General features: G+C 44.6%; 20 protein-coding genes. 5 read left to right on the forward strand and 15 right to left on the reverse strand.

Features of this window, described 5'->3' with window-relative positions; all coding sequences use genetic code 11:
- Positions 1-6 precede the first annotated feature (6 nt).
- The 5 genes from J5I83_RS14100 to J5I83_RS14120 form a co-directional block, all read right to left on the reverse strand.
- Positions 7-726: a phosphorylase gene (locus J5I83_RS14100; RefSeq protein WP_304057285.1), complete on the reverse strand. Its 720-nt coding sequence runs from the start codon at positions 724-726 to the stop codon at positions 7-9.
- Positions 723-2,702 (reverse strand): squalene--hopene cyclase, encoded by a 1,980-nt coding sequence (shc, locus tag J5I83_RS14105; RefSeq protein WP_304057342.1) that lies wholly within the window; start codon positions 2,700-2,702, stop codon positions 723-725. The genes J5I83_RS14100 and shc overlap by 4 nt, the downstream gene beginning before the upstream one ends.
- Positions 2,703-2,870: 168 nt before the next feature.
- Complete coding sequence (locus J5I83_RS14110; protein ID WP_304057288.1) at positions 2,871-3,560, reverse strand: VacJ family lipoprotein; 690 nt, start codon at positions 3,558-3,560, stop codon at positions 2,871-2,873.
- A gap of 196 nt (positions 3,561-3,756) precedes the next feature.
- Positions 3,757-4,776 (reverse strand): hopanoid-associated sugar epimerase, encoded by a 1,020-nt coding sequence (hpnA, locus tag J5I83_RS14115; protein WP_304057290.1) that lies wholly within the window; start codon positions 4,774-4,776, stop codon positions 3,757-3,759.
- Positions 4,777-4,944: 168 nt separating this feature from the next.
- Positions 4,945-5,553, reverse strand: coding sequence for a MotA/TolQ/ExbB proton channel family protein (locus J5I83_RS14120; RefSeq protein ID WP_304057293.1), 609 nt, complete (start codon positions 5,551-5,553; stop codon positions 4,945-4,947).
- A 412-nt stretch (positions 5,554-5,965) separates the two neighbouring features.
- Between J5I83_RS14120 and xseA the strand changes: the two genes are divergently transcribed.
- The 4 genes from xseA (at position 5,966) to J5I83_RS14140 (ending at position 9,551) form a co-directional block, all read left to right on the forward strand.
- The gene (gene xseA / locus J5I83_RS14125) at positions 5,966-7,309 is read left to right on the forward strand and encodes an exodeoxyribonuclease VII large subunit (RefSeq protein WP_304057295.1); all 1,344 of its coding nucleotides are present in this window, start codon (positions 5,966-5,968) and stop codon (positions 7,307-7,309) included.
- Between the two features lie 106 nt (positions 7,310-7,415).
- Positions 7,416-7,790, forward strand: a complete 375-nt coding sequence (locus J5I83_RS14130) for a DUF423 domain-containing protein (protein ID WP_304057298.1) — start codon at positions 7,416-7,418, stop codon at positions 7,788-7,790.
- Between the two features lie 27 nt (positions 7,791-7,817).
- Entirely contained in the window at positions 7,818-9,011 is a 1,194-nt protein-coding gene (locus tag J5I83_RS14135; protein WP_304057301.1) for a class I SAM-dependent RNA methyltransferase, read from the forward strand.
- A gap of 63 nt (positions 9,012-9,074) precedes the next feature.
- Positions 9,075-9,551, forward strand: a complete 477-nt coding sequence (locus tag J5I83_RS14140) for a disulfide bond formation protein B (protein ID WP_304057302.1) — start codon at positions 9,075-9,077, stop codon at positions 9,549-9,551.
- Between the two features lies 1 nt (position 9,552).
- Here the strand turns inward: J5I83_RS14140 and xerD are convergent, their stop codons facing one another.
- The 3 genes from xerD to htpG form a co-directional block, all read right to left on the reverse strand.
- On the reverse strand, positions 9,553-10,464 hold the full coding sequence (gene xerD, locus J5I83_RS14145; RefSeq protein WP_304057304.1) for a site-specific tyrosine recombinase XerD: 912 nt from the start codon (positions 10,462-10,464) through the stop codon (positions 9,553-9,555).
- Complete coding sequence (locus J5I83_RS14150; protein WP_304057307.1) at positions 10,461-10,964, reverse strand: methylated-DNA--[protein]-cysteine S-methyltransferase; 504 nt, start codon at positions 10,962-10,964, stop codon at positions 10,461-10,463. Before J5I83_RS14150 ends, xerD begins: the two co-directional genes overlap by 4 nt.
- Before the next feature lie 100 nt (positions 10,965-11,064).
- Positions 11,065-12,987: a molecular chaperone HtpG gene (gene htpG / locus J5I83_RS14155; protein ID WP_304057309.1), complete on the reverse strand. Its 1,923-nt coding sequence runs from the start codon at positions 12,985-12,987 to the stop codon at positions 11,065-11,067.
- Positions 12,988-13,142: 155 nt separating this feature from the next.
- On the opposite strand from htpG, the gene J5I83_RS14160 reads away from it, so the two are divergent.
- Entirely contained in the window at positions 13,143-14,246 is a 1,104-nt protein-coding gene (locus J5I83_RS14160) for a sorbosone dehydrogenase family protein (protein WP_304057312.1), read from the forward strand.
- 220 nt (positions 14,247-14,466) lie between these two features.
- On the opposite strand, the gene nuoN is transcribed toward J5I83_RS14160, so the two are convergent.
- From nuoN to nuoH, 7 genes are all read right to left on the reverse strand, one after another.
- Positions 14,467-15,912 carry an NADH-quinone oxidoreductase subunit NuoN gene (gene nuoN, locus J5I83_RS14165; RefSeq protein ID WP_304057315.1) on the reverse strand — a complete coding sequence of 482 codons (1,446 nt, stop codon included), beginning with the start codon at positions 15,910-15,912 and terminating at the stop codon, positions 14,467-14,469.
- 49 nt (positions 15,913-15,961) lie between these two features.
- Complete coding sequence (locus J5I83_RS14170; protein ID WP_304057318.1) at positions 15,962-17,446, reverse strand: NADH-quinone oxidoreductase subunit M; 1,485 nt, start codon at positions 17,444-17,446, stop codon at positions 15,962-15,964.
- Positions 17,447-17,546: 100 nt separating this feature from the next.
- Positions 17,547-19,493: an NADH-quinone oxidoreductase subunit L gene (gene nuoL / locus J5I83_RS14175; protein ID WP_304057320.1), complete on the reverse strand. Its 1,947-nt coding sequence runs from the start codon at positions 19,491-19,493 to the stop codon at positions 17,547-17,549.
- 61 nt (positions 19,494-19,554) lie between these two features.
- Positions 19,555-19,860: an NADH-quinone oxidoreductase subunit NuoK gene (gene nuoK, locus J5I83_RS14180; protein WP_304057323.1), complete on the reverse strand. Its 306-nt coding sequence runs from the start codon at positions 19,858-19,860 to the stop codon at positions 19,555-19,557.
- Positions 19,861-19,924: 64 nt separating this feature from the next.
- Positions 19,925-20,530, reverse strand: coding sequence for an NADH-quinone oxidoreductase subunit J (locus J5I83_RS14185; protein WP_304057324.1), 606 nt, complete (start codon positions 20,528-20,530; stop codon positions 19,925-19,927).
- A gap of 27 nt (positions 20,531-20,557) precedes the next feature.
- Entirely contained in the window at positions 20,558-21,046 is a 489-nt protein-coding gene (nuoI, locus tag J5I83_RS14190; protein ID WP_304057326.1) for an NADH-quinone oxidoreductase subunit NuoI, read from the reverse strand.
- 14 nt (positions 21,047-21,060) lie between these two features.
- The gene (gene nuoH / locus J5I83_RS14195) at positions 21,061-22,161 is read right to left on the reverse strand and encodes an NADH-quinone oxidoreductase subunit NuoH (RefSeq protein WP_304057329.1); all 1,101 of its coding nucleotides are present in this window, start codon (positions 22,159-22,161) and stop codon (positions 21,061-21,063) included.
- Between the last annotated feature and the right edge of the window lie 16 nt (positions 22,162-22,177).

Genomic DNA, 22,177 nt, shown 5'->3' on the forward strand with positions numbered 1-22,177 from the left:
GAATAATTAATATTGTGGTGAAAATGCACCACCCAGTTCAATATCAGCATGTTTTACCACCGACAGCAGCGTAGCACAGGCTGCACGCATACTCGGCGCTAGACGCAGCAAGGTACTCACATTGACCGACCGGCACAAAACTAACTTCAGCAAATGCAGTGTGTTGACGCTGCCATCAGGATAGATCGCTCCTAGTAAAGTCGGTGGTGGTGAAAACTCGAGTGGATCGGTAATCGCGCGTACTGCCACAAACGGAATACCGGCATTGGCCGCGATCTCGGCAATGGCGCCACTTTCCATATCGACCGCGCAAGCGCCATTTCTGGCAGAAAATTCACGTTTCTCAGCTTCTGAGGTTAAAACTTGATGACTGGTAGCCAATGTGCCGCCGGCAACTTTCACATGCCTAGGTAAATGCTGCATGATGCGTGCACGCCATTCCAAGGTAACAGGATGCGCATATTCCGCATGAATGCATTCAGGGAGAACCAAATCACCCGGGCGCAGGGTTTCATCCAGCGCACCTGCCACGCCAAAGCTCATGAGTGCCGATACGCCTCTACCGCGCATTCCAGCTGCAGCCTGCCGGGCAGCTTCCCCTCCCATGCCACATAGCCAGATGGCGGTGCCTTCTCTAAGACGCACCATTTCATTGAAAGGCAGTCGACGCGGTGTAATACATTTCGCTTCCGCGCGCAGTGCTGTGACTATCCCAACGAGGCTCACGCGATGCTCCCTTTTGTCAGCGCCCGATACCGGATTAACGCCCACAGCGGGAAATATTTCGAATAACCATGATATTTCAGATAAAACACCCGAGGAAAGCCTGGCGCCGTAAACCATGGTTCATACCATAATCCATCTGCACTCTGTGTCTCTATCAGATATTTAATTCCTCTCTGCACTGCATGACTATGGACCTCACCAACTGCCATCAGACCAAGTAATGCCCATGCAGTCTGAAATGAAGTACTCTGCTCAAATTGCCCCGCGCGCTGCGGGTCGAAATAGGTATCATTGGTTTCCCCCCAGCCGCCATCCTCACGCTGAACCGATTTCAACCACTGAACCGCACGGCGAACAGCCGGCTGCTCCTTGTCAACATTTGCCAGCCGCATAGCTTCCAGCACAGACCAAGTGCCATAAATATAATTACTTCCCCAACGACCAAACCAAGCGCCGCTGGTTTCTTGTTCACTAAATAAACAGGCCAGGCCACGTTCCACTGCATGCTTATGTCGCTGATCACCATACAAGGCCAAGAAACCGGTACAACGGGCCGTCACGTCGCTTGTCGGTGGATCAAGCAAAGCACCGTGATCGGCAAAGGGAACTTCATTGAGATAATAATAAGTATTATCAATGTCGAAAGCAGCAAATCCACCGTTACTTGATTGCATGCCTGCGAGCCAGTCTGCAGCACGCCTGACGCTTACCTGATAATCAGCAGAATCGGTTTGATGCAACGCCCAGGCTGCTGCCGCGGTATCGTCCAGATCTGGGTAATGCGGGTTAGCATACTGAAATGCCCAGCCACCACCTGGTAAGTTCGGGCGAATCTCACGCCAGTCGCCGGGTGCATCAAGTATTTGATTCGGAATGAGCCAATCAAGGGCTCGCCGAATGGGCCTCTGATCAGCATCCCTGTCTTCCTGTAAGGCAAGGCAGGTTAAAACAGTATCCCAAACTGGGGAGGTGCAAGGCTGACACCATGCACGTTCACCCTCATCGACCAACAACCCCTGAAGTGCCAAGCGACATTGCTGCCGATAGGGATGATCATAAGCATAGCCAAGTAGCGCCAGTGCCTCATAGGCATTGACCATAGCAGGAAAAATTGCCCCCAGTCCACATTCGCCATTGAGCCGTTCGATCACCCAGTGTTCTGCACGGCGTAAAGCCATTTTACGTACAAAGGATGGAATCAGCGGTTCAAGTTTCGCGCCCAATCGTTCCATATACAAAAAAAATCGATTAAGCGGCGTACGGACTGGAAAATAGTTCTGTTCTTCTTCGGGCGGAATCGTGAATAATTCCCGCACATGAATATTCCTTGGATTAGCCGCCTTCGCTTTTAGGGAACACAGAATAGAAAGTGGAATCATGACAGTGCGCGACCAGTATGCCACTTTCCTGAGATGAAAAAGAAACCAGCGCGGGAACAGAATGATCTCTGCCGGGACAAACGGAACACCACGCCAAGGTATCTGACCATACATAGCAAGCAATAATCGGGTGAACACATTGGCGCGCGCTGCCCCACCATGCGCCAGGATAGCAGAACGGGCGCGCACCATATGTGGCGCATCGGGAGAATCCCCAGCCAGTTTCAAGGCGTAATAAGCTTTGACGCTACAGCTTTGATCAAATGCGCCACCATAATAAAGTGCCCAACCGCCATGCATCATATCCTGCTGTTCGCGAATAAAGCGGGCTAGTTTGTTTTCCAACGCACTATCTACTTCATCCATGAAATGCATCATTAGGATATATTCAGCAGGAATAGTGCAATCTGCTTCTAACGGAAAACACCAATGGCCATCTTTTTTTTGTGAAGCAATTAATGTGTTGCGTGCTGAAGAGATTGCACTATTCAGCCTTGATGTATCGCCCTCTTCTACAGTTGTTCTGCTTGATTTCAACCATTGACCCACCAGAGCTGCTTTTTTTATATTTATAAAGTCAAAGATTTGTTGCGACATTCTAGACATAAATATTAGAACCTCTATTCAACATATATTGCAATATACTCATTTTAAAAGAAATTCTTTCTTTGATAGTTTGATCTAACTACGAAATCATGTTATCCAGGTGGGCTCCGTAGCATCAAACCGCATTGGTTACGACAATAAATCGCTCACGAAACTGATCTATTTAGCAACATCATTCACTTCTTCACTCTCCTCCTCGTCCAAAAGAAAATCATTATAGCGATCAGAAGGAGGATTTCCGTCATGAATCAAAAATTCACGCTGCTGCAAATAGGCTTCGCGCACAAACAAATACGGATCTAGAGCCGATTGATCACGTATTTTCATTGGACCCGAAAGTCGTGCGCGTTTATCTACAACTCTTAAAAATAGAATGGGAATCATTGCTGGTCCGCTGATCGCATAGCTTGCGTAGAACAATGCATCAGCAAAAAAACTTACTGGCAAATCCGCTATATCGCGGCGGTTACTTGGCCCATAAATGGGAATAAATACATAAGAGCCTCTATTGATACCCCAGACTGCTAAAGTCTGTCCGAAATCCTCATTATTTTCCTTAAAGCCCATATGGCCCGCCATATCAGCGAGCCCAAATAAACCAATCGTTGAGTTAATTACGAAGCGCAGCGTGTCCTCAAACCCTTGACGAACCTTCCCTTGCAAAAAAGCATTCAATGCCACATTGGGATAAGAGAGGTTGCGATAAAAATTGCTGATGGGACGCTGCATTGCTTGAGGAACATGTTCTATATAGACATCTGCCACAGGCTCTAAAATACTCCGATCAATCACATCCGTAAACCAATAAGATTTTCGATTAGCAGATTCATAGGGATCGCCCGCATCCATACCGTCCTCATTTTTTGGTGCGGAAGCGCAACCTGCACAGAGAATAATCAAGAAATATAACAATATAACTGCCAAGCAACTTAGTCTCATACCCAGAACTAGCCTACGACCCTGCTAAAATGATTGGCTTGGATAATAGACATTAAAATACCTTGCAGCAAGAATTAAACAAGATTCGATGAAGAAGCATGGTTTATCAAACATTTTGCTGTAATGGTAAGGAACGCGTCACGTATCCTTCTTTAACCAACCATTCTATTTGGTCGATCAATGCCTGACGGAGCGAACTTTGCTTGAAACCCAATTCTTGCACGGCCTTATCACTCTCAAAAAACATGGAGCGCGCTGCTAGTCTGACACCTGTCAATGGCGCCTTGGGGGAGGCATGCGTAATATAATCGGCTGTCAATTCAGAGAATGCGCCCACAATAAGAGCCACCCAATGAGGAATGCGCAATTTCGGCATGGCCAATCCAGTAATTTCTTCGATCATTCGCAGCAAATCACCCAAAGTCAGATTTTCATGCCCCAGGATATAACGCTCTCCCGGACGGCCATGCTGAGCTGCCAGGATATGTCCTCTGGCTACATCCCGTACATCAACCATATTAAATCTGCAATCGAGATAAGCAGGTATTTTACAGTTTAAAAAATTTAGTATCATGCGCGTGGGAGGAGTGATCCTGCGATCTCCAGGTCCAATTGGTAATGTCGGGGAAACGATGACTACTGGCAATCCATTCTTTGCCGCCTCGAAAGCTGCCTGCTCTGCAAGAAATTTTGAGCGACAATAGGGACCCGGCATTTCATTAAGTTCGCGTATGACCGATGAATCAATAGGATCGCCTCCTTGCCGCCTGCTAGTCAGAATCGATTCGGTAGAAGTATATACCAATACTTCCAGATCAGCTCGTGCTGCCTCTGACAACACGGTGCACGTCCCTTGATAATTCACTTGCTTGAAAATATGCTTGTCTTGTGCCCATAAATTTGGATTTGCCGCCAAGTGATAGAGACGCTGTACACCTTTTAGAGCACGGCGAACTGTATCGACATCATTCACCGAACCTTGTATCACTTCCACATCGCTCGGCAATGAAGTATCGGCAAGCTCTAATACTTTCACTGTTTCGCCTTGTTCCAGCAACTGCCTCACCAGATGCGCCCCGATAAAGCCTCCTCCCCCAGTAACAAGGGAACAACCTCGATTCGACAAAACAACTCCTTTAAAATTAAACAATAATGGAAAAGTGCAACTTCTCAGAGAAAGCAGCAGTAAAATGCTGTGGCATACATGTATGGATACGCCCGAGGAGGCTCAGTCAAATTTTAGATATGCCAGTAACCACCACACTGAATTCAACTTATGTCACACTTTCCTTGTTTAAATTTGCCGCTCACCGTGCACAACCTCAACCAGCTTTAACGCTTGCAATTCCATTTCCATGACCAGAGCATCTACTTTGGCACGAAAATGCCGGTAAAAAATCATACTCGGTATTGCCACCAGTATGCCAAACGCAGCATTATACAATGCTATAGATATGCCATGGGCAAGTTGTGCCGGATTACTGCCTGTGGGCGCATTGGAGCCGAAAATTTCGATCATGCCAATGAGTGTTCCGAATAATCCCATTAATGGGCTCAAGGAAGCAATAGTTCCAAGTGTAGTAAGATAGCGATCAAGCTCATGCGCCACCCCACGGCCCGCTTCTTCAATAGACTCTTTCATGATTTCCCGTGAACTGCCGACATTCCTGAGCCCCGCTACAAAGATACGCCCGAGCGGTGAATTGCTCTGCAAACGCGACAGCATTTCAGCGCTAATCCCCGCTTTATGATATTCCTGTAACACTTTTGGCAGTAAATCCCGCGGCGAGACTTTGCTCAGTCGCAGACTCCATAAGCGCTCGCCGATAATGGCAACTGCTACGATGGAAGCAAAAATGATCGGCCATATCGGCCAACCAGCAGCTTGGATAATTGAAAACACGCGCTAATCTCCCTGTTTGTTGGTGGCATTTACATTATTTTGCAATTGCAACATATTTTATTCAATAGATTAGATAACTTATGAAAAATACGAGAATATTAAACAAACGGCTCGATGTACTTAATTTTGAAAAATTCCGATATAAACCGAAAAGTAATGTAGCGTGCCTATGTATTTTCGACAAGAAAACATAGATATTTTCTTGTTCACAATTCTGTGGATAAATTTGTGAATAAATTATGGATACAATGATTAAATTATCTTATTAAAAGATTATTTTTCTATCATCCCAGTTCTTCATACAACAAATATCATTTAATAACAATGCATTACCATATAATACTATTTTTATGTGCTTTTTCATGTACCAAACAGTAATCAAAAAAAATGTGGATCATTGTAGAATGGCTAAATGAATTTTTCTTTCCCGTCTATTAGTTCTCAGCCAGTATTAAGTGTCACCGAATTAAACCGCAGCGCAAGGGAAATATTGGAGCACGCCCTGCCGCTACTATGGGTATGTGGTGAAATTTCCAATCTTAAACAATATCCATCCGGCCACTGGTATTTTTCTCTTAAGGATGCAAACGCTCAAGTACGTTGTGTCATGTTTCGCCACAAGAATCAATATCTGAACTGGCAACCCAAAGATGGCATGCAAGTGGAGGTTCACGCTTTAGCCACACTTTACGAAGCACGCGGTGAATTTCAGTTGACCGTTGAAAACATTCGGCGTGCAGGGCTGGGATTACTCTATGAAGCATTTGAACGGCTTAAGGTTAAGCTAGAACAAGCTGGATTATTCGATCCAGCACACAAAAAAATACTCCCTGCTTTCCCCAAGCAAATCGGTATCATCACCTCTCTCAATACCGCTGCATTACACGATGTGTTAACCACCCTACATCGGCGGATGCCTTTATTGCCTGTGATTATTTATCCTGCACCGGTACAAGGAGAAGGTGCCGCAGCTAAAATAGCTGCAGCAATCCAGTTAGCCATGAAACGAGTGGAATGCGATGTGCTGATACTCTGCCGTGGTGGCGGATCGATTGAAGATCTATGGGCATTCAACGAGGAAACGGTAGCGCAAGCCATCTATGCTTGCTCAATCCCTATCGTAACAGGTATTGGGCATGAAACCGATTTTACCATTGCCGATTTTGTCGCTGATGCGCGCGCACCCACGCCTACCGGCGCTGCTCAAATCGTCTCCCCCAACACTCAAGAAATTTCCAATCACCTATACCATTTAGGACATCGTATGCAGCATGGAATGCAACGTCGCATAGAACGCCGCATGCAAATGATCGATTTGCTTTCACATCGCCTGTTGCATCCCGGTGAACGCATCATCAATCAAATGAAACACCTTCAACATCTGCAGGAAAGACTGGCAAATACCTGGCTAAGACATACGGACGTATTCCGCTGGCAGCTAAATGCATTTAGTCGGCGGTTACATAACAGTACACCTAATATTCCTTTCTTGCTCAAGCAGCAATATGATTGGGCGTTGCGATTACGCCGTGTCATCACGTATCGTATTGAAGCTTTGGAAAATAATCTTCAGCACCAACAGGCGCATCTTGTCCATCTCAATCCTCAATCGGTGCTGGCGCGCGGCTATAGTATCAGCTATACAGCCGATGGGCATATCTTGCATGATTCCCAACAGATTCACCCAGGTGATGATATTCGAGTTACTTTTGCTCAAGGATGGGCGCAAGCTAGCGTGACTGAAACAGGAAAATAGCTCTTAATAGACATTTTTATCACAGTGATGCAGACTGTGGCAGTCTTCAGCAAAAAAATTTACCTTACCTTCATTTATTCGCAATTTAAAAGGAACTTAATCAATAATGCTCAGAATTTTTCTTATGCTCGGCACGATCAATGCATTCTTATGCGTTCTGTTCGGCGCTTTAGGCGCGCATGCATTGAAACACACTCTCACCCCTGACATGCTGGCGATCTTCCAGACTGGCGTGCAATATCATTTCTATCATGCACTGGGACTGATCTTAGTGGGAGTGGTGTTATTCAATTACCCGCAATCGCGGCTGCTGAAACTATCAGGTTGGTTGATGTTTACTGGCATCGTACTGTTTTCAGGCACACTTTACAGCATAAGCCTCACTGGTATCCGTGGACTTAGCATGATCGCACCATTGGGCGGTCTTTCTTACATGAGCGCATGGCTACTGTTTGCCTATGCAGCATGGACAGGTAAATAAACGACGCAATCTAATTCGATTGACCGTATGAAATCTCTTTATTTCTTCGCGCCATGTCCTCGCGGTCTTGAATCTGTACTGACCACGGAATTGTCACAGCTCGGTGCTACAACCATTCAAGCATCACAAGGCGGTGTTGCCTTCCAGGGCAGCTGGCATACCTGTTATCGTGCCAATCTGGAAAGTCGTATCGCGAGCCGTATCCTATGGCAAGTTACCAGTCAGCGTTATTTCAATGAAGCGGATATTTACAACATTACGCATACGCTGCCGTGGCATAAATGGTTTGGACCGGATCTATCCATTCGAGTCAATTTGGCTGCAATCAAGTGCCCGTTGCGCAGCCTGGATTTCGCCACGCTCAGAATCAAGGATGCCATTTGTGATGCCTTCCGCAATACTTGTGGTCAACGCCCGAATGTCGATACGGCCAACCCTGCCATCCGTATTCATGGCTTCCTTGATGCGCAAACGTTTACTCTCTACCTGGATACCTCAGGTGAAGCACTGTTTAAACGCGGCTTAAGGAAGAATGCCGGGGAAGCGCCGATACGTGAGAATCTGGCAGCAGGCATTTTACATCTTGCAGGCTGGCAGCCTGGCATTCCATTACTTGATCCGATGTGTGGCAGCGGCACATTTTTACTGGAAGCAGCCCAGATGGCCTGCTGTATTGCACCAGGATCAGGACGGCATTTTGCATTTGAAAAATTTAAACTATTTGATGCTGTATTATGGGATCAACTCAAGCATGCAGCGCGGTCTCAACAACGCCCCCTTACACCTCGACCCATTTTCGGGAACGATTTATACGGTTATGCGCTAGCACATGCTCGCAATAATCTGACTGCTACCGGATTAATCGACGTTGTTAGCCTGAAACAGGCCAATGTACTGGAAATCGCTGCTCCCGCTGCAAGCGGCATCATCGTGACCAATCCTCCTTATGGCATGCGTATTGGTGAGCAGCAAGCACTGGCGCAGCTTTACCCGAAACTGGGCGATGTACTGAAAAGGAAATTCAGTGGCTGGAACGCCTATATTTTTACCGCCGATCCGCTGTTGCCCAAATCGATACGGTTGACCGCATCACGCCGTATTCCCCTCTTCAACGGCGCATTGGAATGCCGTCTGCTCGAATACAAAATGGTGGCAGGCAGCATGCGCAAGGATCGAACAAATGCGGGTAACACTGTCCAATCAAATGCAACCACTCACTAAGCAGACCGTATTTCCTCCATACTCATACACTTCACTTATTGACCGGGCAATACACATAAAAATATGCGAGCCATTTTTCTGTTAATTTTTCTGAGTTGTGCTGGACTGATTAGCTATGCACTGTATCTGCAATGGGTAGAAGGGCTACTGCCATGCCCACTCTGTGTGGTGCAACGGATTGCTTACTGGTGTTTAGGGCTGACTGCACTGTTTGCTTTCCTGCACAATCCGCAAAAAATCGGGCACAGAACATATAGCAGTCTGATGCTAGTCTTTACTCTGCTTGGTGCGATTGTCGCCGGTCGCCATGCCTGGTTAATCCGCTATCCCGAATCAGTTGAATGCGGCATCAGCCCAGAGGAAGCTTTTTTGAACGCGTTACCGATCGCCGAGTGGTGGCCGGCCATGTTTGAAGCCAATGGTGACTGTGCAGATGTCAACTGGCAGTTTCTATCGCTCACTATTCCCGATTGGTCGTTGCTTGCCTTTTTGCTATTTACCGGAGCGATTGCTTATCTGTTAATCACCAGAAGAGGTTAATCTAACCTCTAGGATGATGCTTGGTGTGCAGTTGCTTCAATCTTTCCCGTGCAACATGGGTATAAATCTGTGTGGTGGAAATATCTGCATGCCCAAGTAAGAGCTGTACAACGCGTAAATCAGCCCCATGATTGAGCAGATGTGTCGCAAAAGCATGGCGTAGGGTATGGGGTGACAGCGACTTGATGATACCAGCCTGCTGTGCATGACGTTTGATCAGATACCAGAACGTCTGGCGTGTCATGGCATCGCTGCGGGCAGTCACGAATAACTTATCCGTCACTTTATCGCCGAGCAAAAAAGGACGGGCTTTCCCGATATAATCGTCGACCCAGTACAGCGCTTCTTCACCGAGAGGCACCAGGCGCTCTTTGCTTCCTTTACCCGTGACACGTACTATTCCCATATCCGCATTGATTTGAGCGAGTTTAAGACTCACGAGTTCGGATACACGTAATCCTGTGGCATAAAGTATCTCCAGCATGGCACGGTCACGCAAGCCCAATGGCTGAGTGACGTCGGGTGCACTCAGCAGCGCCTCGACTTCTGCCTCAGTCAGGCTATCGGGCAAATAACGTGGCAGTCTTGGACTATCGATATTGAGACTGGGGTCGATCCTGATTCTCCCTTGCTGCAACAAGAAACGATAAAACCGCTTTATGCTTGATAACTCGCGACTGGTTGTACTAGCTTTAGCCAGGGAAGAAACCCGGCTAGCCAGAAACGCCAGCAAGTCTGGCTGGGTCGCTTCTCTTAGTGAGCGTACACCCTGGCTTTGTTTAGCCAGCCATTCACCCAACTGCCATAAGTCACTACGATAGCTCGTCAGTGTGTTACGGGATAAACCATCTTCAAGCCACAGCGTATCAGTAAATTCATCCAGTAACTTGGTATTGACAGCAGATGCATTCATACATTTTCATGTTTGAGCAGCCAGCGTTTAATATTGAGCGGCATGCCATCGCTTGCGTGCATGAAGCCTCCCAGGCCGCCATTCTTGGCAATGACACGGTGACAAGGAATGATAATGGGAAGCCGGTTGGCACCACATGCCTGGCCCACTGCACGCGGTGCAGAATGCAGTTGCCGGGCGATATCGGCGTAACTGCGCGTCGATCCGCTAGGAATTTGCTGAATGGCTTCCCAGACGCGTTGTTGATGCGATGTGCCTCCAATATGAAGTGACAGATCAAAAACAAATGCTGGCTCTTCCAGATAGGCGATTAATTGCTGACTAACCTCTTCTGCTAGCAAAGTAGTGGGCGCAAGTGGAGGAGTGTCCAATGGCAGATAATCAATATCAGTCAACCAATCTTCTTCTGTACGGATACCCAACACCGCAAATGGTGTAATCAATCTTGCCTGGTAATCCTTCATTTGCCTCGGTTCATGGTTTGTCTTTGATTTACTCATTGTCTCCTCCACTCAGGTTACATGCCTTAACCTTTGATAACCGCTAAAGCATTTGCAGTACAATCACACTCCCCCGATCATCACTACGGGCTACACCTGGTTATTTTCCACTCAGTACATTTTGCAAGAGCAGGTCATTGAGTCTCTTGACAAAGGTAGCCGGATCCTCGAGCTGACCGCCTTCTGCAAGCAGTGCCTGGTCAAAGAGGATATTACTCCAGTCTGAAAACTTTGCTTCTTCATATTTTAGACGCTGCACCATCGGATGATGTGGATTGATTTCCAAAATAGGTTTGGTATTGGGAACCGTCTGCCCCGCGGATTTAAGCAAACGCTCCAGATTGCCACTCATGTCATAGGTATCTACCACCAGACAAGCAGGTGATTCGGTCAGACGGAATGTGACACGCACATCCTTAATCCGCTCACCTAATACCTCTTTCATTTTGCTGGTGAGCTCCTTGTATTCATCTGCTTCTTTTTCCTGCTCTTTTTTTTCTGCCTCGTCTTCCAGTTTACCCAGATCAAGACTGCCTTTAGCGACTGACTGTAATGTTTTGCCGGCATACTCAGGCAAATTGGCTACCAACCATTCGTCCACACGATCGGACAACAGCAAAACCTCAATCCCTTTTTTGCGGAATATCTCCAGATGAGGGCTGCTTCTCGCGCCTTTCAGATTATCGGCAGTCACAAAATAAATTTTTTCCTGCCCTTCTTTCATGCGCGTAATATAGTCATCAAGGGACACCGTTTGTTCGTCAGTCTCACTATGCGTTGAAACAAAACGAAGCAGCTTGGCGATACGCTCACGGTTGGCATAATCTTCTCCCACGCCTTCTTTCAATACCTGACCAAATTCCTTCCAGAAAATCTTGAATTTCTCATGATCTTCATCTTTATCGCTACTGGCGAGATCTTCGATCAAGCCGAGGATCTTTTTTACCGATCCCGCACGGATATTGTCAATGTCCTTTGATTCCTGCAGGATTTCACGCGATACATTCAGCGGCAAATCATTTGAATCGATAATACCCCGGACAAAACGCAAATAATTAGGAAGTAATTTTTCTGCGTCATCCATAATGAAAACGCGCTTAACATATAATTTAATACCATGACGGCGCTCACGATCATATAAATCAAAGGGAGCACGGGATGGAATGTAGAGCAATTGGGTATATTCCTGCTTGCCCTCTACCTTGGCATGAACATACGCTAAAGGCGGTTCGAAATCGTGAGCAACATGTTTATAAAATTCTTCGTATTGCTCTTGCGTGATTTCATTTTTAGGACGTGCCCACAACGCACTAGCCTGATTGATAGTTTCATTTTCATCGGTAATCTTGTACTCATTGCTTTCTTGCGACCATTCTTCCTTTTGCATGACGATCGGCAAGGTAATATGGTCAGAATAGCGGCGAATAATCGAGCGTAAGCGAAAACCACTCAAGAGCTCGTCTTCGTCTTCCCGTAAATGCAGAATAATTTCAGTACCACGCTCTTTTTTCTCCACTGTTTCCAGCGTGTATTCACCCTCACCCGTAGATTCCCAGCGTATACCATGTTCGGCTGTTAAACCCGCACGACGGGTAATCAGCGTTACTTTATCTGCCACGATAAACGCAGAATAGAAACCCACGCCAAATTGACCGATCAAATGCGCATCCTTGGCCTGATCCCCAGTTAATGAATTAAAAAATTCACGTGTCCCCGATTTGGCAATCGTGCCAATGTTATCAATGACTTCTTGCCTGGACATACCAATACCATTATCAGAAATGGTAATGGTGCGCGCCTCCTTATCATAGCTGACATGAATTTTCAAATCTGAATCAGACTCATACAAGGCCGCGTCCGATAGTCCTTCGAAACGTAGCTTGTCAGCGGCATCTGATGCATTCGAAATCAATTCACGTAAAAATATTTCCTTGTTACTGTACAAGGAATGAATCATTAGCTTTAGAAGCTGTTTAGCTTCAGCCTGGAAACTCATATGTTCTTTGTTTATTGCAGCCTGCATAGTTTTCTCCTTAAAAAATGCGGTAACATTGTGGGGATGAACTGCACAATTTCAAGTTGCCAATAAAAAATGAATTGTAATAAATGGCTTCTTGATTTTGATGTCATACGCTCAAATATTTTCCAATCAACGCTAACATCCCAATCACTCAAGTTATGAAATTATCGCTTTGTTTAGTCCTATTTTTGTTTGTTCTGTGTAATAGCATGCAAGCTGTCGCACAAGATACCAGCCTGCCACTTGAAAAAATCAACTTACCACCAGGCTTTTCCATCAGTTTATGGGCAAAAGTCCCTGATGCACGCACTTTGGCATTAGGTGATAGAGGAACCGTATTTGTCGGATCACGATCTGCAGGTAACGTTTATGCTATCACGGATCATGATGGCGAACGACACGTTAGAATCATTGCCAGCAAACTTAAGCTGCCTTCTGGTGTAGCATTTCATCAGGGTACTTTATTTGTTTCAGCAGTCAACCGCATTCTTCGTTTTGACCGCATTGAAGAAAATCTGGATCACCCTCCTCAACCTCACGTCATACTGGATAGTTTGCCCAAAGAAGTTTTTCATGGGTGGCGTTTTATTGCCTTTGGCCCTGACGATTTGCTGTATGTCGCCATCGGCGCACCCTGTGATGCTTGTGAAGCAGACCAATCGCATTATGCACACATCGCCCGTCTTAAACCCGATGGATCTAATTATGAAATCTATGCTCAAGGTGTGCGCCATTCCGCTGGGTTCGACTGGCATCCTGAAACAAAAGAGCTGTGGTTTACGGATATAGGTCGCGAGTGGATGAGTGATAATATGCCGCCTGATGAACTCAATCATGCTCCTGCTAAAGGCATGCATTTTGGTTTTCCTTATTGCCATGCTAGCAACGTTCTTGATCCGAAGTTTGGCGCAAAACGTGGTTGTGAGCGCTCTACCCCGCCAGCCATAGAACTAGCTGCTCACGTGACACCACTAGGTATGCGATTTTATACAGGCAACATGTTTCCATCTGAATACAGAAACCGGCTCATTATCGCTGAACACGGTCCATGGAATGTGCGAACAAAGACTGGCTATCAGCTGGAGTGGGTATATATCGAAAACAACCAAGTAACTAAAAAGGAAGTATTTGCGGATGGTTGGTTAGAAAACGGTAATGCCTGGGGCAGACCGGTAGATGTGCTCGTTATGCCAGATGGCGCACTGCTAGTTTCTGATGATCAAGCCGGCGCCATTTACCGAATCAGTTACACAAAGCCATAAGCAAAGCTCGATCAGCCGTAGTGGCAAGCAATAAAAGTACTTCGTCTGACGAAGTACTTTTATTGCCACTTAGTTGATTTGGTCAAGCTTACAGTCTCAGCAAAAAAAGCCCAGTAGTACATGCATGCTAAGAGCTTTAAACACAACTCCGCCTTGACGGAGAGGAAACCTCAAAAAGTACAAGCATTCTCCTCCATTGGAGGTTAGGCCGTCTCTATTGTTACATCGACTGTTGAATAACGTAGAGACTGAGCCCCATAAGAGTTTGTGGGAAAATACCTAGCATGATTACTGCCAAACCATTTATGCTGATCAGCATCTTAATATCCATCGCAGGTAAAATAGGTATATCACTTTCCGGAGCATCAAAATACATAAACTTGATGATGCGCAAGTAATAAAATGCACCAATCAACGAAAGTAAAACAGCTACAACCGCCAACCATATATAGCCAGCGCTTAATACAGCTTGCAGTACAGATAATTTCGCATAAAAACCAATCATCGGTGGTATACCCGCCATAGATAGCATTAAGAACATCATAATCAAAGCAAGTAAGGGATTACGTTGGTTCAATCCTTTGAAATCACTAATGTTCTCAGACTCAAAACCTTCTCGCGAAAGTATCATGACAATACCAAAAGCACCTAGTGTCATTAATACATAAGCCGCAACATAAAACAATGATGAACTATAACCATTTCCTCCTGCTGCAATAAAGCCAAGCAGCACAAACCCCATATGCGAAATAGTTGAATAAGCCAACATGCGCTTGATGTTTGTTTGCACGATAGCAACCACGTTGCCAATAGCCATAGATGCTACAGCCAGGATAACCAGCATCCCTTGCCAATCGCTTACTAGTTCGCCCAATCCATCTACTAACAAGCGCATAACAAAACCAAAGGCTGCCATTTTTGGAGCAGAACCTACAAAAAGTGTTACTGCAGTGGGTGCTCCCTGATAAACATCGGGTGCCCACATATGAAAAGGTACAGCACTTAACTTAAAGCTAATTCCTGCGACGATAAACACTAACCCTACAACCAATACTGCATGATCAATCATGCCTGACTGAATAATCTCGGATAACTTTGTAGTATGCAGCGTGCCTGTAGCACCGTAAACCATAGACATCCCATAAAGCAAAAAACCAGAAGCCAATGCACCTAGCACAAAGAATTTCATAGCAGCTTCGGTTGCGATTGTTGACTCCCGCTGCAAAGCCACCATGGCGTAAAGAGAAAGCGATAGCAGTTCTAAACCTAAATAAAGGGTCATAAAATGACTAGCAGAAATCATGACCATCATGCCGAGCGTCGCAAACAAGGCGAGGCTAAAAAACTCACCTTTGAACATACCACGTACACCTATATAAGTACGGGAATAGATCAGGACGGCCGCAACAGTTGCATACACCATCAATTTGAGAGTATCCGACATGGCATCATCAACAAACATACCTGAGAAGGTATAGTTAATTTCTGACGAGAAAGAGGTATACGTAAGCACTGCACAACCAATTAACGCAAATTGTGCCAGAAAGAAAGCAAAGTAACGTCTTTTCTCACCCACAATCAGATCAACAAGCATAACGACACATACCATTACCAGCAAAAATAGCTCTGGATAAGCAAGAGTAAAATCAGGCGGCAGAAAATCCATTAATTATCCTCAATTCCTGGGGAGTTAGTCTAATATGTTGTTAAAATTGTTATAGTTTGCTATGGGTCATATGTTCCAGCAAATTATCGACGGTAGCATGCATAATTTCCGTCAAAGGAAATGGATAAATCCCTAACCATAATACCGCGATTGCCAAAATGACTAGTAGTATAAATTCGCGTTTGGAAATATCTTCTAATCCTTCTACATTTGAATTTGCCACTGCACCAAATATGACACGCTTGTACATCCATAATGTATAGGCCGCACCCAAAATAAGCGTCATTGCCGCAAAAAATGCATACCAGAAATTAACTTCAATAGCACCCATAATGACCATGAATTCACCTACAAAACCGCTGGTGCCTGGCAAGCCAGCGTTGGCCATGGCAAACAACATGAAGAAGGCGGCAAAAATTGGCATCTTATTTATTACACCGCCATAATCAGCAATCTGACGCGAATGCAATCTATCGTATAAAACTCCGACACATAAAAACATCGCGCCAGAAATAAAACCATGTGAAATCATCTGTACCATTGCACCTTCCACACCCAGACCATTCAACATAAAAAAGCCAAGGGTGACAAATCCCATATGAGAAACAGATGAATAGGCAATAAGCTTTTTCATGTCTTGTTGCATTAAAGCAACCAATCCAATGTATACCACCGCAATCAAAGACAGCAGAACGATCAAGTCTGCCAGATAAAGACTCGCATCAGGTGCGATCGGTAATGAAAATCTTAGAAAGCCGTAGCCGCCAAGCTTCAGCAATATCGCCGCCAACACAACCGAACCTCCCGTAGGTGCTTCAACGTGCGCATCTGGCAGCCAAGTATGTACAGGCCACATCGGTACCTTGACAGCAAATGCAAGCAAGAAAGCAATAAAGATGAGTATTTGCGGGGTCATCGCGATTGGCAGCTGGTGATAATCAAGTATTGAGAAACTGCCATCCGATACGTGATACAGATAAATCAGCGCAATCAGCATCAACAGAGAACCCAGTAATGTGTACAAAAAGAATTTGATTGCAGCATACACTCTGTTTGGACCACCCCAGACACCGATAATGATGAACATAGGGATTAGTGAAGCCTCCCAGAAAGTATAGAAAAGCACTGCATCCAACGAGGCGAACACACCATTGACAATGCCTGACATGATCAAGAATGCCCCCAAATACTGCGAGACACGTTCACGAATGACTTCCCATCCGGCTATCACAACCAATGGTGTTATGAAACAATTCAGTAGGATCAATGGCATGGATATACCATCGACACCAACATGGTAGTAAACATTCAGCCGTTCAAACCATACATATTGTTCCACAAATTGCATCGTACTCAACGCAGGATCAAAGCGTGTGTAAAGTGGAAGAGCCACGATCAATCCGAATATCGCTCCAACCAGCGAGAGCCAGCGTGATAATAAGGTATTACGATCATTACCGATTGCCAGCACAATCAGACCAACAATAATAGGTAACCAGATAACTAAACTTAATAGCGGGAATCCAAACAACATGATTATTCCATTTCGTTTACATGTAAATGCGTTTTTGTTTTTTTAGAGCACCATGAAAACTACCGTCTGGTACTTTATCGTCATACTTCAATCAATTTTCTCAGAAATAGAATAGCCACAAGCTCATTAAAACAAAGATACCTACAATCATAGTAAAGGCATAATGATAAATGTAGCCTGATTGAAATTGCCGTGCTGCTGCTGCTATCAAAGCAACCACGCGTGCACTACCATTGACAAAAAATCCGTCGATGATCTTAACGTCGCCAATTTTCCATAATACAGTTCCTAACATACGCGTACCGCCTGCAAATACCCATGAATAAATTTCATCGATATAATATTTGCGATCGAGCAATGTATAAATAGGACCTGCTAATTTTCTGATTTTTCCTGGTATTTCAGTTTTATATAAATATAAAAACCAGGCTGTCAAGATTCCACCCAGTGAAAGCCAGAAAGGTGTTGTGGAAAAGGCATGCAATATCATGCCGAACACACCCGTGAACTCCGCTTTTAGACTGGCAACTGCTTCATGCTCTGGGCGTATTTGGATAGCATCACCAAAATAATCACCAAATACCATTGTTCCGATCAACCAGCCAGCAGCAATAGTTGGTACTGCAAGCACCATGAGTGGTACTGTCACAACCCATGGAGATTCATGCAGATGATCGCGCGTATGTGCATCCATCCTTGTTTTTCCATGAAATGTCATGAACATTAAACGGAATGTATACAGTGCAGTCACAAACACAGTAGTTAATACACAAAAATAAGCGAATTCTCCACCTGGAATATCAGTATATTTAACCGCTTCAATAATCGCATCTTTAGAGAAAAATCCCGAGAAACCCGGTACACCGGCGCTTGCCAAAGCCGCAATAAACATCGTCCAGTACGTAATCGGCATGAATTGTTTTAGTCCGCCCATCTGCCGCATATCCTGCTCATGATGCATTGCTATGATCACTGAGCCAGCACCCAGGAATAAGACTGCTTTAAAGAAAGCATGTGTCATGAGATGGAAAATCGCAATAGAATATGCCGATGCGCCTAATGCCACAGTCATATAACCAAGCTGCGATAATGTAGAAAATGCTACCACACGTTTAATATCATTCTGCACCACGGCGACCAGTGCCATAAACAAAGTGGTGATACCACCTATTACCAGAATTGCTGATAATGCCGTTTCGGATAATTCAAATAAAGGCGACATGCGGGCAACCATAAAGATACCGGCGGTTACCATGGTGGCGGCATGGATTAAAGCAGATATCGGTGTCGGGCCTTCCATTGAATCTGGCAACCAAACATGCAAAGGAAACTGAGCGGATTTTCCCATCGCGCCCACAAATAACAAGAGGCATATGACTGTCATCAACATCCAGGGTTGTCCGGGAATGATCTCGATGAAATGTGATGCGATATGTCCCGCATGCGCAAACACAATTTCATAGTCCAATGTACCAAAGTACATGAGCACCAATCCAATCCCTAGCAAGAAGCCAAAATCACCCACGCGATTCACTAAAAAAGCTTTTAAATTGGCGTAAGTAGCTGTTGGTCGGGTATACCAGAAACCGATCAGTAAATAGGAAACAAGTCCTACCGCCTCCCAGCCAAAAAATAACTGTAAAAAGTTATTGGACATTACCAGCATTAGCATGGAAAAAGTAAACAACGAAATATAACTAAAAAATCGCTGATAACCGGGATCGCCATGCATATAACCAATGGTGTAAATATGTACCATCAGTGATACTAAACTCACCACTACCATCATGGTGGCTGAAAGTGGATCGATTAAAAAACCGACTTCAAAATGGGTTTCACCCAGAACCATCCAGGTATAGACACTCCCGTTATAGATATTTCCCTGCAAAACATCAGTGAAAATAACCAAAGAAGCGATGAGCGATATAAAAACCAAAAAGATGGTTGTTCGATGACTCCAAGTTGTGCCGATAAAACGACCAAATAATCCTGCAATAATTGCCCCCGCTAATGGCGCCAGCGGAACCAATAAATAAAGTTTTTCCATCTATGTTATGAAATATTAATTGTCAGTTATCAAATCGATTTGTTTCCTTAACAAACAGATGCTAGCCTTTCAACTCATCCAAATCGTCCACATTAATGGTATGCAAATTGCGGAAGATCACAACCAATATTGCCAGTCCAATTGCCGCTTCTGCTGCTGCTACAGTAAGGATAAAGAAAACAAAAATCTGTCCTGCTACATCTTGGAGAAAATGAGAAAAAGCAACAAAATTAATATTGACTGCTAATAGCATTAACTCGATAGACATCAATAGAATAATTACATTTTTCCGATTAAGAAAAATACCAACCACGCCTATCGCAAACAATATTGCACCAAGTACAAGATAATGGGATAACGATATCAATTAACCACCTTTTAATCTGAACATATAGGAAAATGGCTACGCTTCTATATTTGTTTAGGAGCGATCATTCTTTATTTTCGGAAGGCATCGAAATTATCCGTAGCCGATCATCTCGTTTAACTGCAACTTGCTTTGAAGGATTGGTAGATTTCTTATCAGTACGATAACGCAACGTAAGCGCAATGGCAGCCACCATTGCTACCAGCAAAATAACTGCTGCCAATTCAAATGCATAGACATATTCAGTATAGATTAAACGCCCTAATTCCTTGGTATTGCTATAACTTATCTCATGCGATGGCGGAATAGGCATATTATCTAAATTGAACTGCCCACCCATCAAGACCATTCCAATTTCTATAGCTAAAACCAATGCAAGCAGCGTGCCAAATGGAAACCACTTCCAGAAACCTTCTCGTAATCGCTCTAGATTAATATCCAGCATCATGACCACAAATAAGAATAAAACCATTACTGCACCAACGTAAACCAGAACCAAGGTAATGGCTAGAAACTCTGCTTCCAAAAGCAGCCATATTCCGGCAGAAGTAAAAAAAGCAAGTACTAACAATAACGCAGCATAAACAGGATTACGTAGCGTTATTACTCCCAGCGCAGACAACACCAATACTCCAGAAAAAAAATAAAAAATAAAATCCTGAAAATTCATGAGTAATGAGTATCTTAATTAATATGTTTATCGGTAAGGTGCGTCTGCTGCCTTGTCTTTAGCAATCTGCTCTTCGTAACGATCACCAACCGCAAGAAGCATCTCTTTGGTATAAGTAAGATCACCCCGCACCTCACCATGGTATTCGAGAACACGTGTTTCCACAATCGCGTCAACAGGACAGGCTTCCTCGCAAAAACCGCAAAATATACACTTAATCATGTCAATATCATAGCGAGTTGTGCGCCGGGTACCATCTTCACGTTGCTCTGATTCAATGGTAATTGCCAATGCAGGGCAAACCGCTTCACACAATTTACAAGCAATACAGCGTTCCTCCCCATTGGGATATCGCCGCAATGCATGCAATCCACGGAATCGTGGTGACTGAGGTGTTTTTTCTTCTGGGTAATGTACCGTAATCTTGGGCGCAAACAGATAGCGCCCTGTAACTTTCATTCCTTTTAATAATTCAAACAGCAGAAAGGATTTAAAAAAATGCTTAATACGTTCCATTTCTCTACCTCCCCTTAGTAAAACCACAGATTAAGTGGGAACAATTCTCTGGTTGATTCAGGTAACTGCATCAGTCCGCCCAATAAAACAATCCATATTAAGGTGATTGGAATAAATATTTTCCAACCCAGACGCATAATTTGATCATAGCGATAGCGTGGAAAAGTAGCACGGAACCATAAGAAGAAAAATAACATGAATGCTATTTTTAGTAGTAACCATACTATCCCAGGTATCAAAGTAAAGGGTGCAATATTCACCGGCGGAAGCCAGCCACCCAAAAACATAATGCTGGTAAGCGTAGCCACCAGAATCATATTGGCATACTCTGCCAGGAAAAAGACAGTAAAGGCCATTCCAGAATAATCGACATGGAATCCAGCGACAATCTCTGATTCTCCTTCGGCAACATCAAATGGCGCTCGGTTCGTTTCTGCCACACCCGAGATGAAATAAACTAGAAACATTGGAAATAAAGGAATCAAGTACCAATTTAAGAAACTTTCGCCTTGTTGCCCCTTAACAATATCACCTAGATTCAGACTTTCTGACATCATCAACACACAAACCAGCGCAAAACCCATTGCCAGTTCGTATGAAACAACCTGTGCTGCTGAGCGCATTGACCCTAAAAACGCATATTTAGAATTAGAGGCCCAGCCGGCTATAATCACACCATAAACACCCAAAGAAGTCATTGCCAATATATAGAGCAAACCAGCATTGATATCTGCCAGCACTAGCTCTGGTGAAAAAGGAACTACTGCCCACGCAGCCAACGCAGGCGCAATCGTGAGGATCGGTGCAAGTAAAAACAAAAACTTGTTGGCGCCAGTAGGAATAATGATTTCCTTCATAATCGCTTTTACTGCGTCTGCGATAGGTTGACCCCAACCCCGCAACCATGGAATTCCAAAGAAAGTCACCCGGTTAGGCCCTACTCTAATCTGCATATAGGCAATTATCTTGCGTTCCGCAAAGGTAAGATAGGCAACCGCCAAAAGTAATGGCACGACAATCGCAAAAATATAGAACACATTCTTGACCAGTAAATAAACCGTCGCGCCCCACTCAGCACCAAACATCTGCTCAAACAGTTGTTGTGTATAATCCATTAACGAATCCCACTCG

Origin of the sequence: Nitrosomonas communis (genome assembly GCF_024102715.1) — a bacterium.
Lineage (GTDB): Bacteria > Pseudomonadota > Gammaproteobacteria > Burkholderiales > Nitrosomonadaceae > Nitrosomonas > Nitrosomonas communis_B.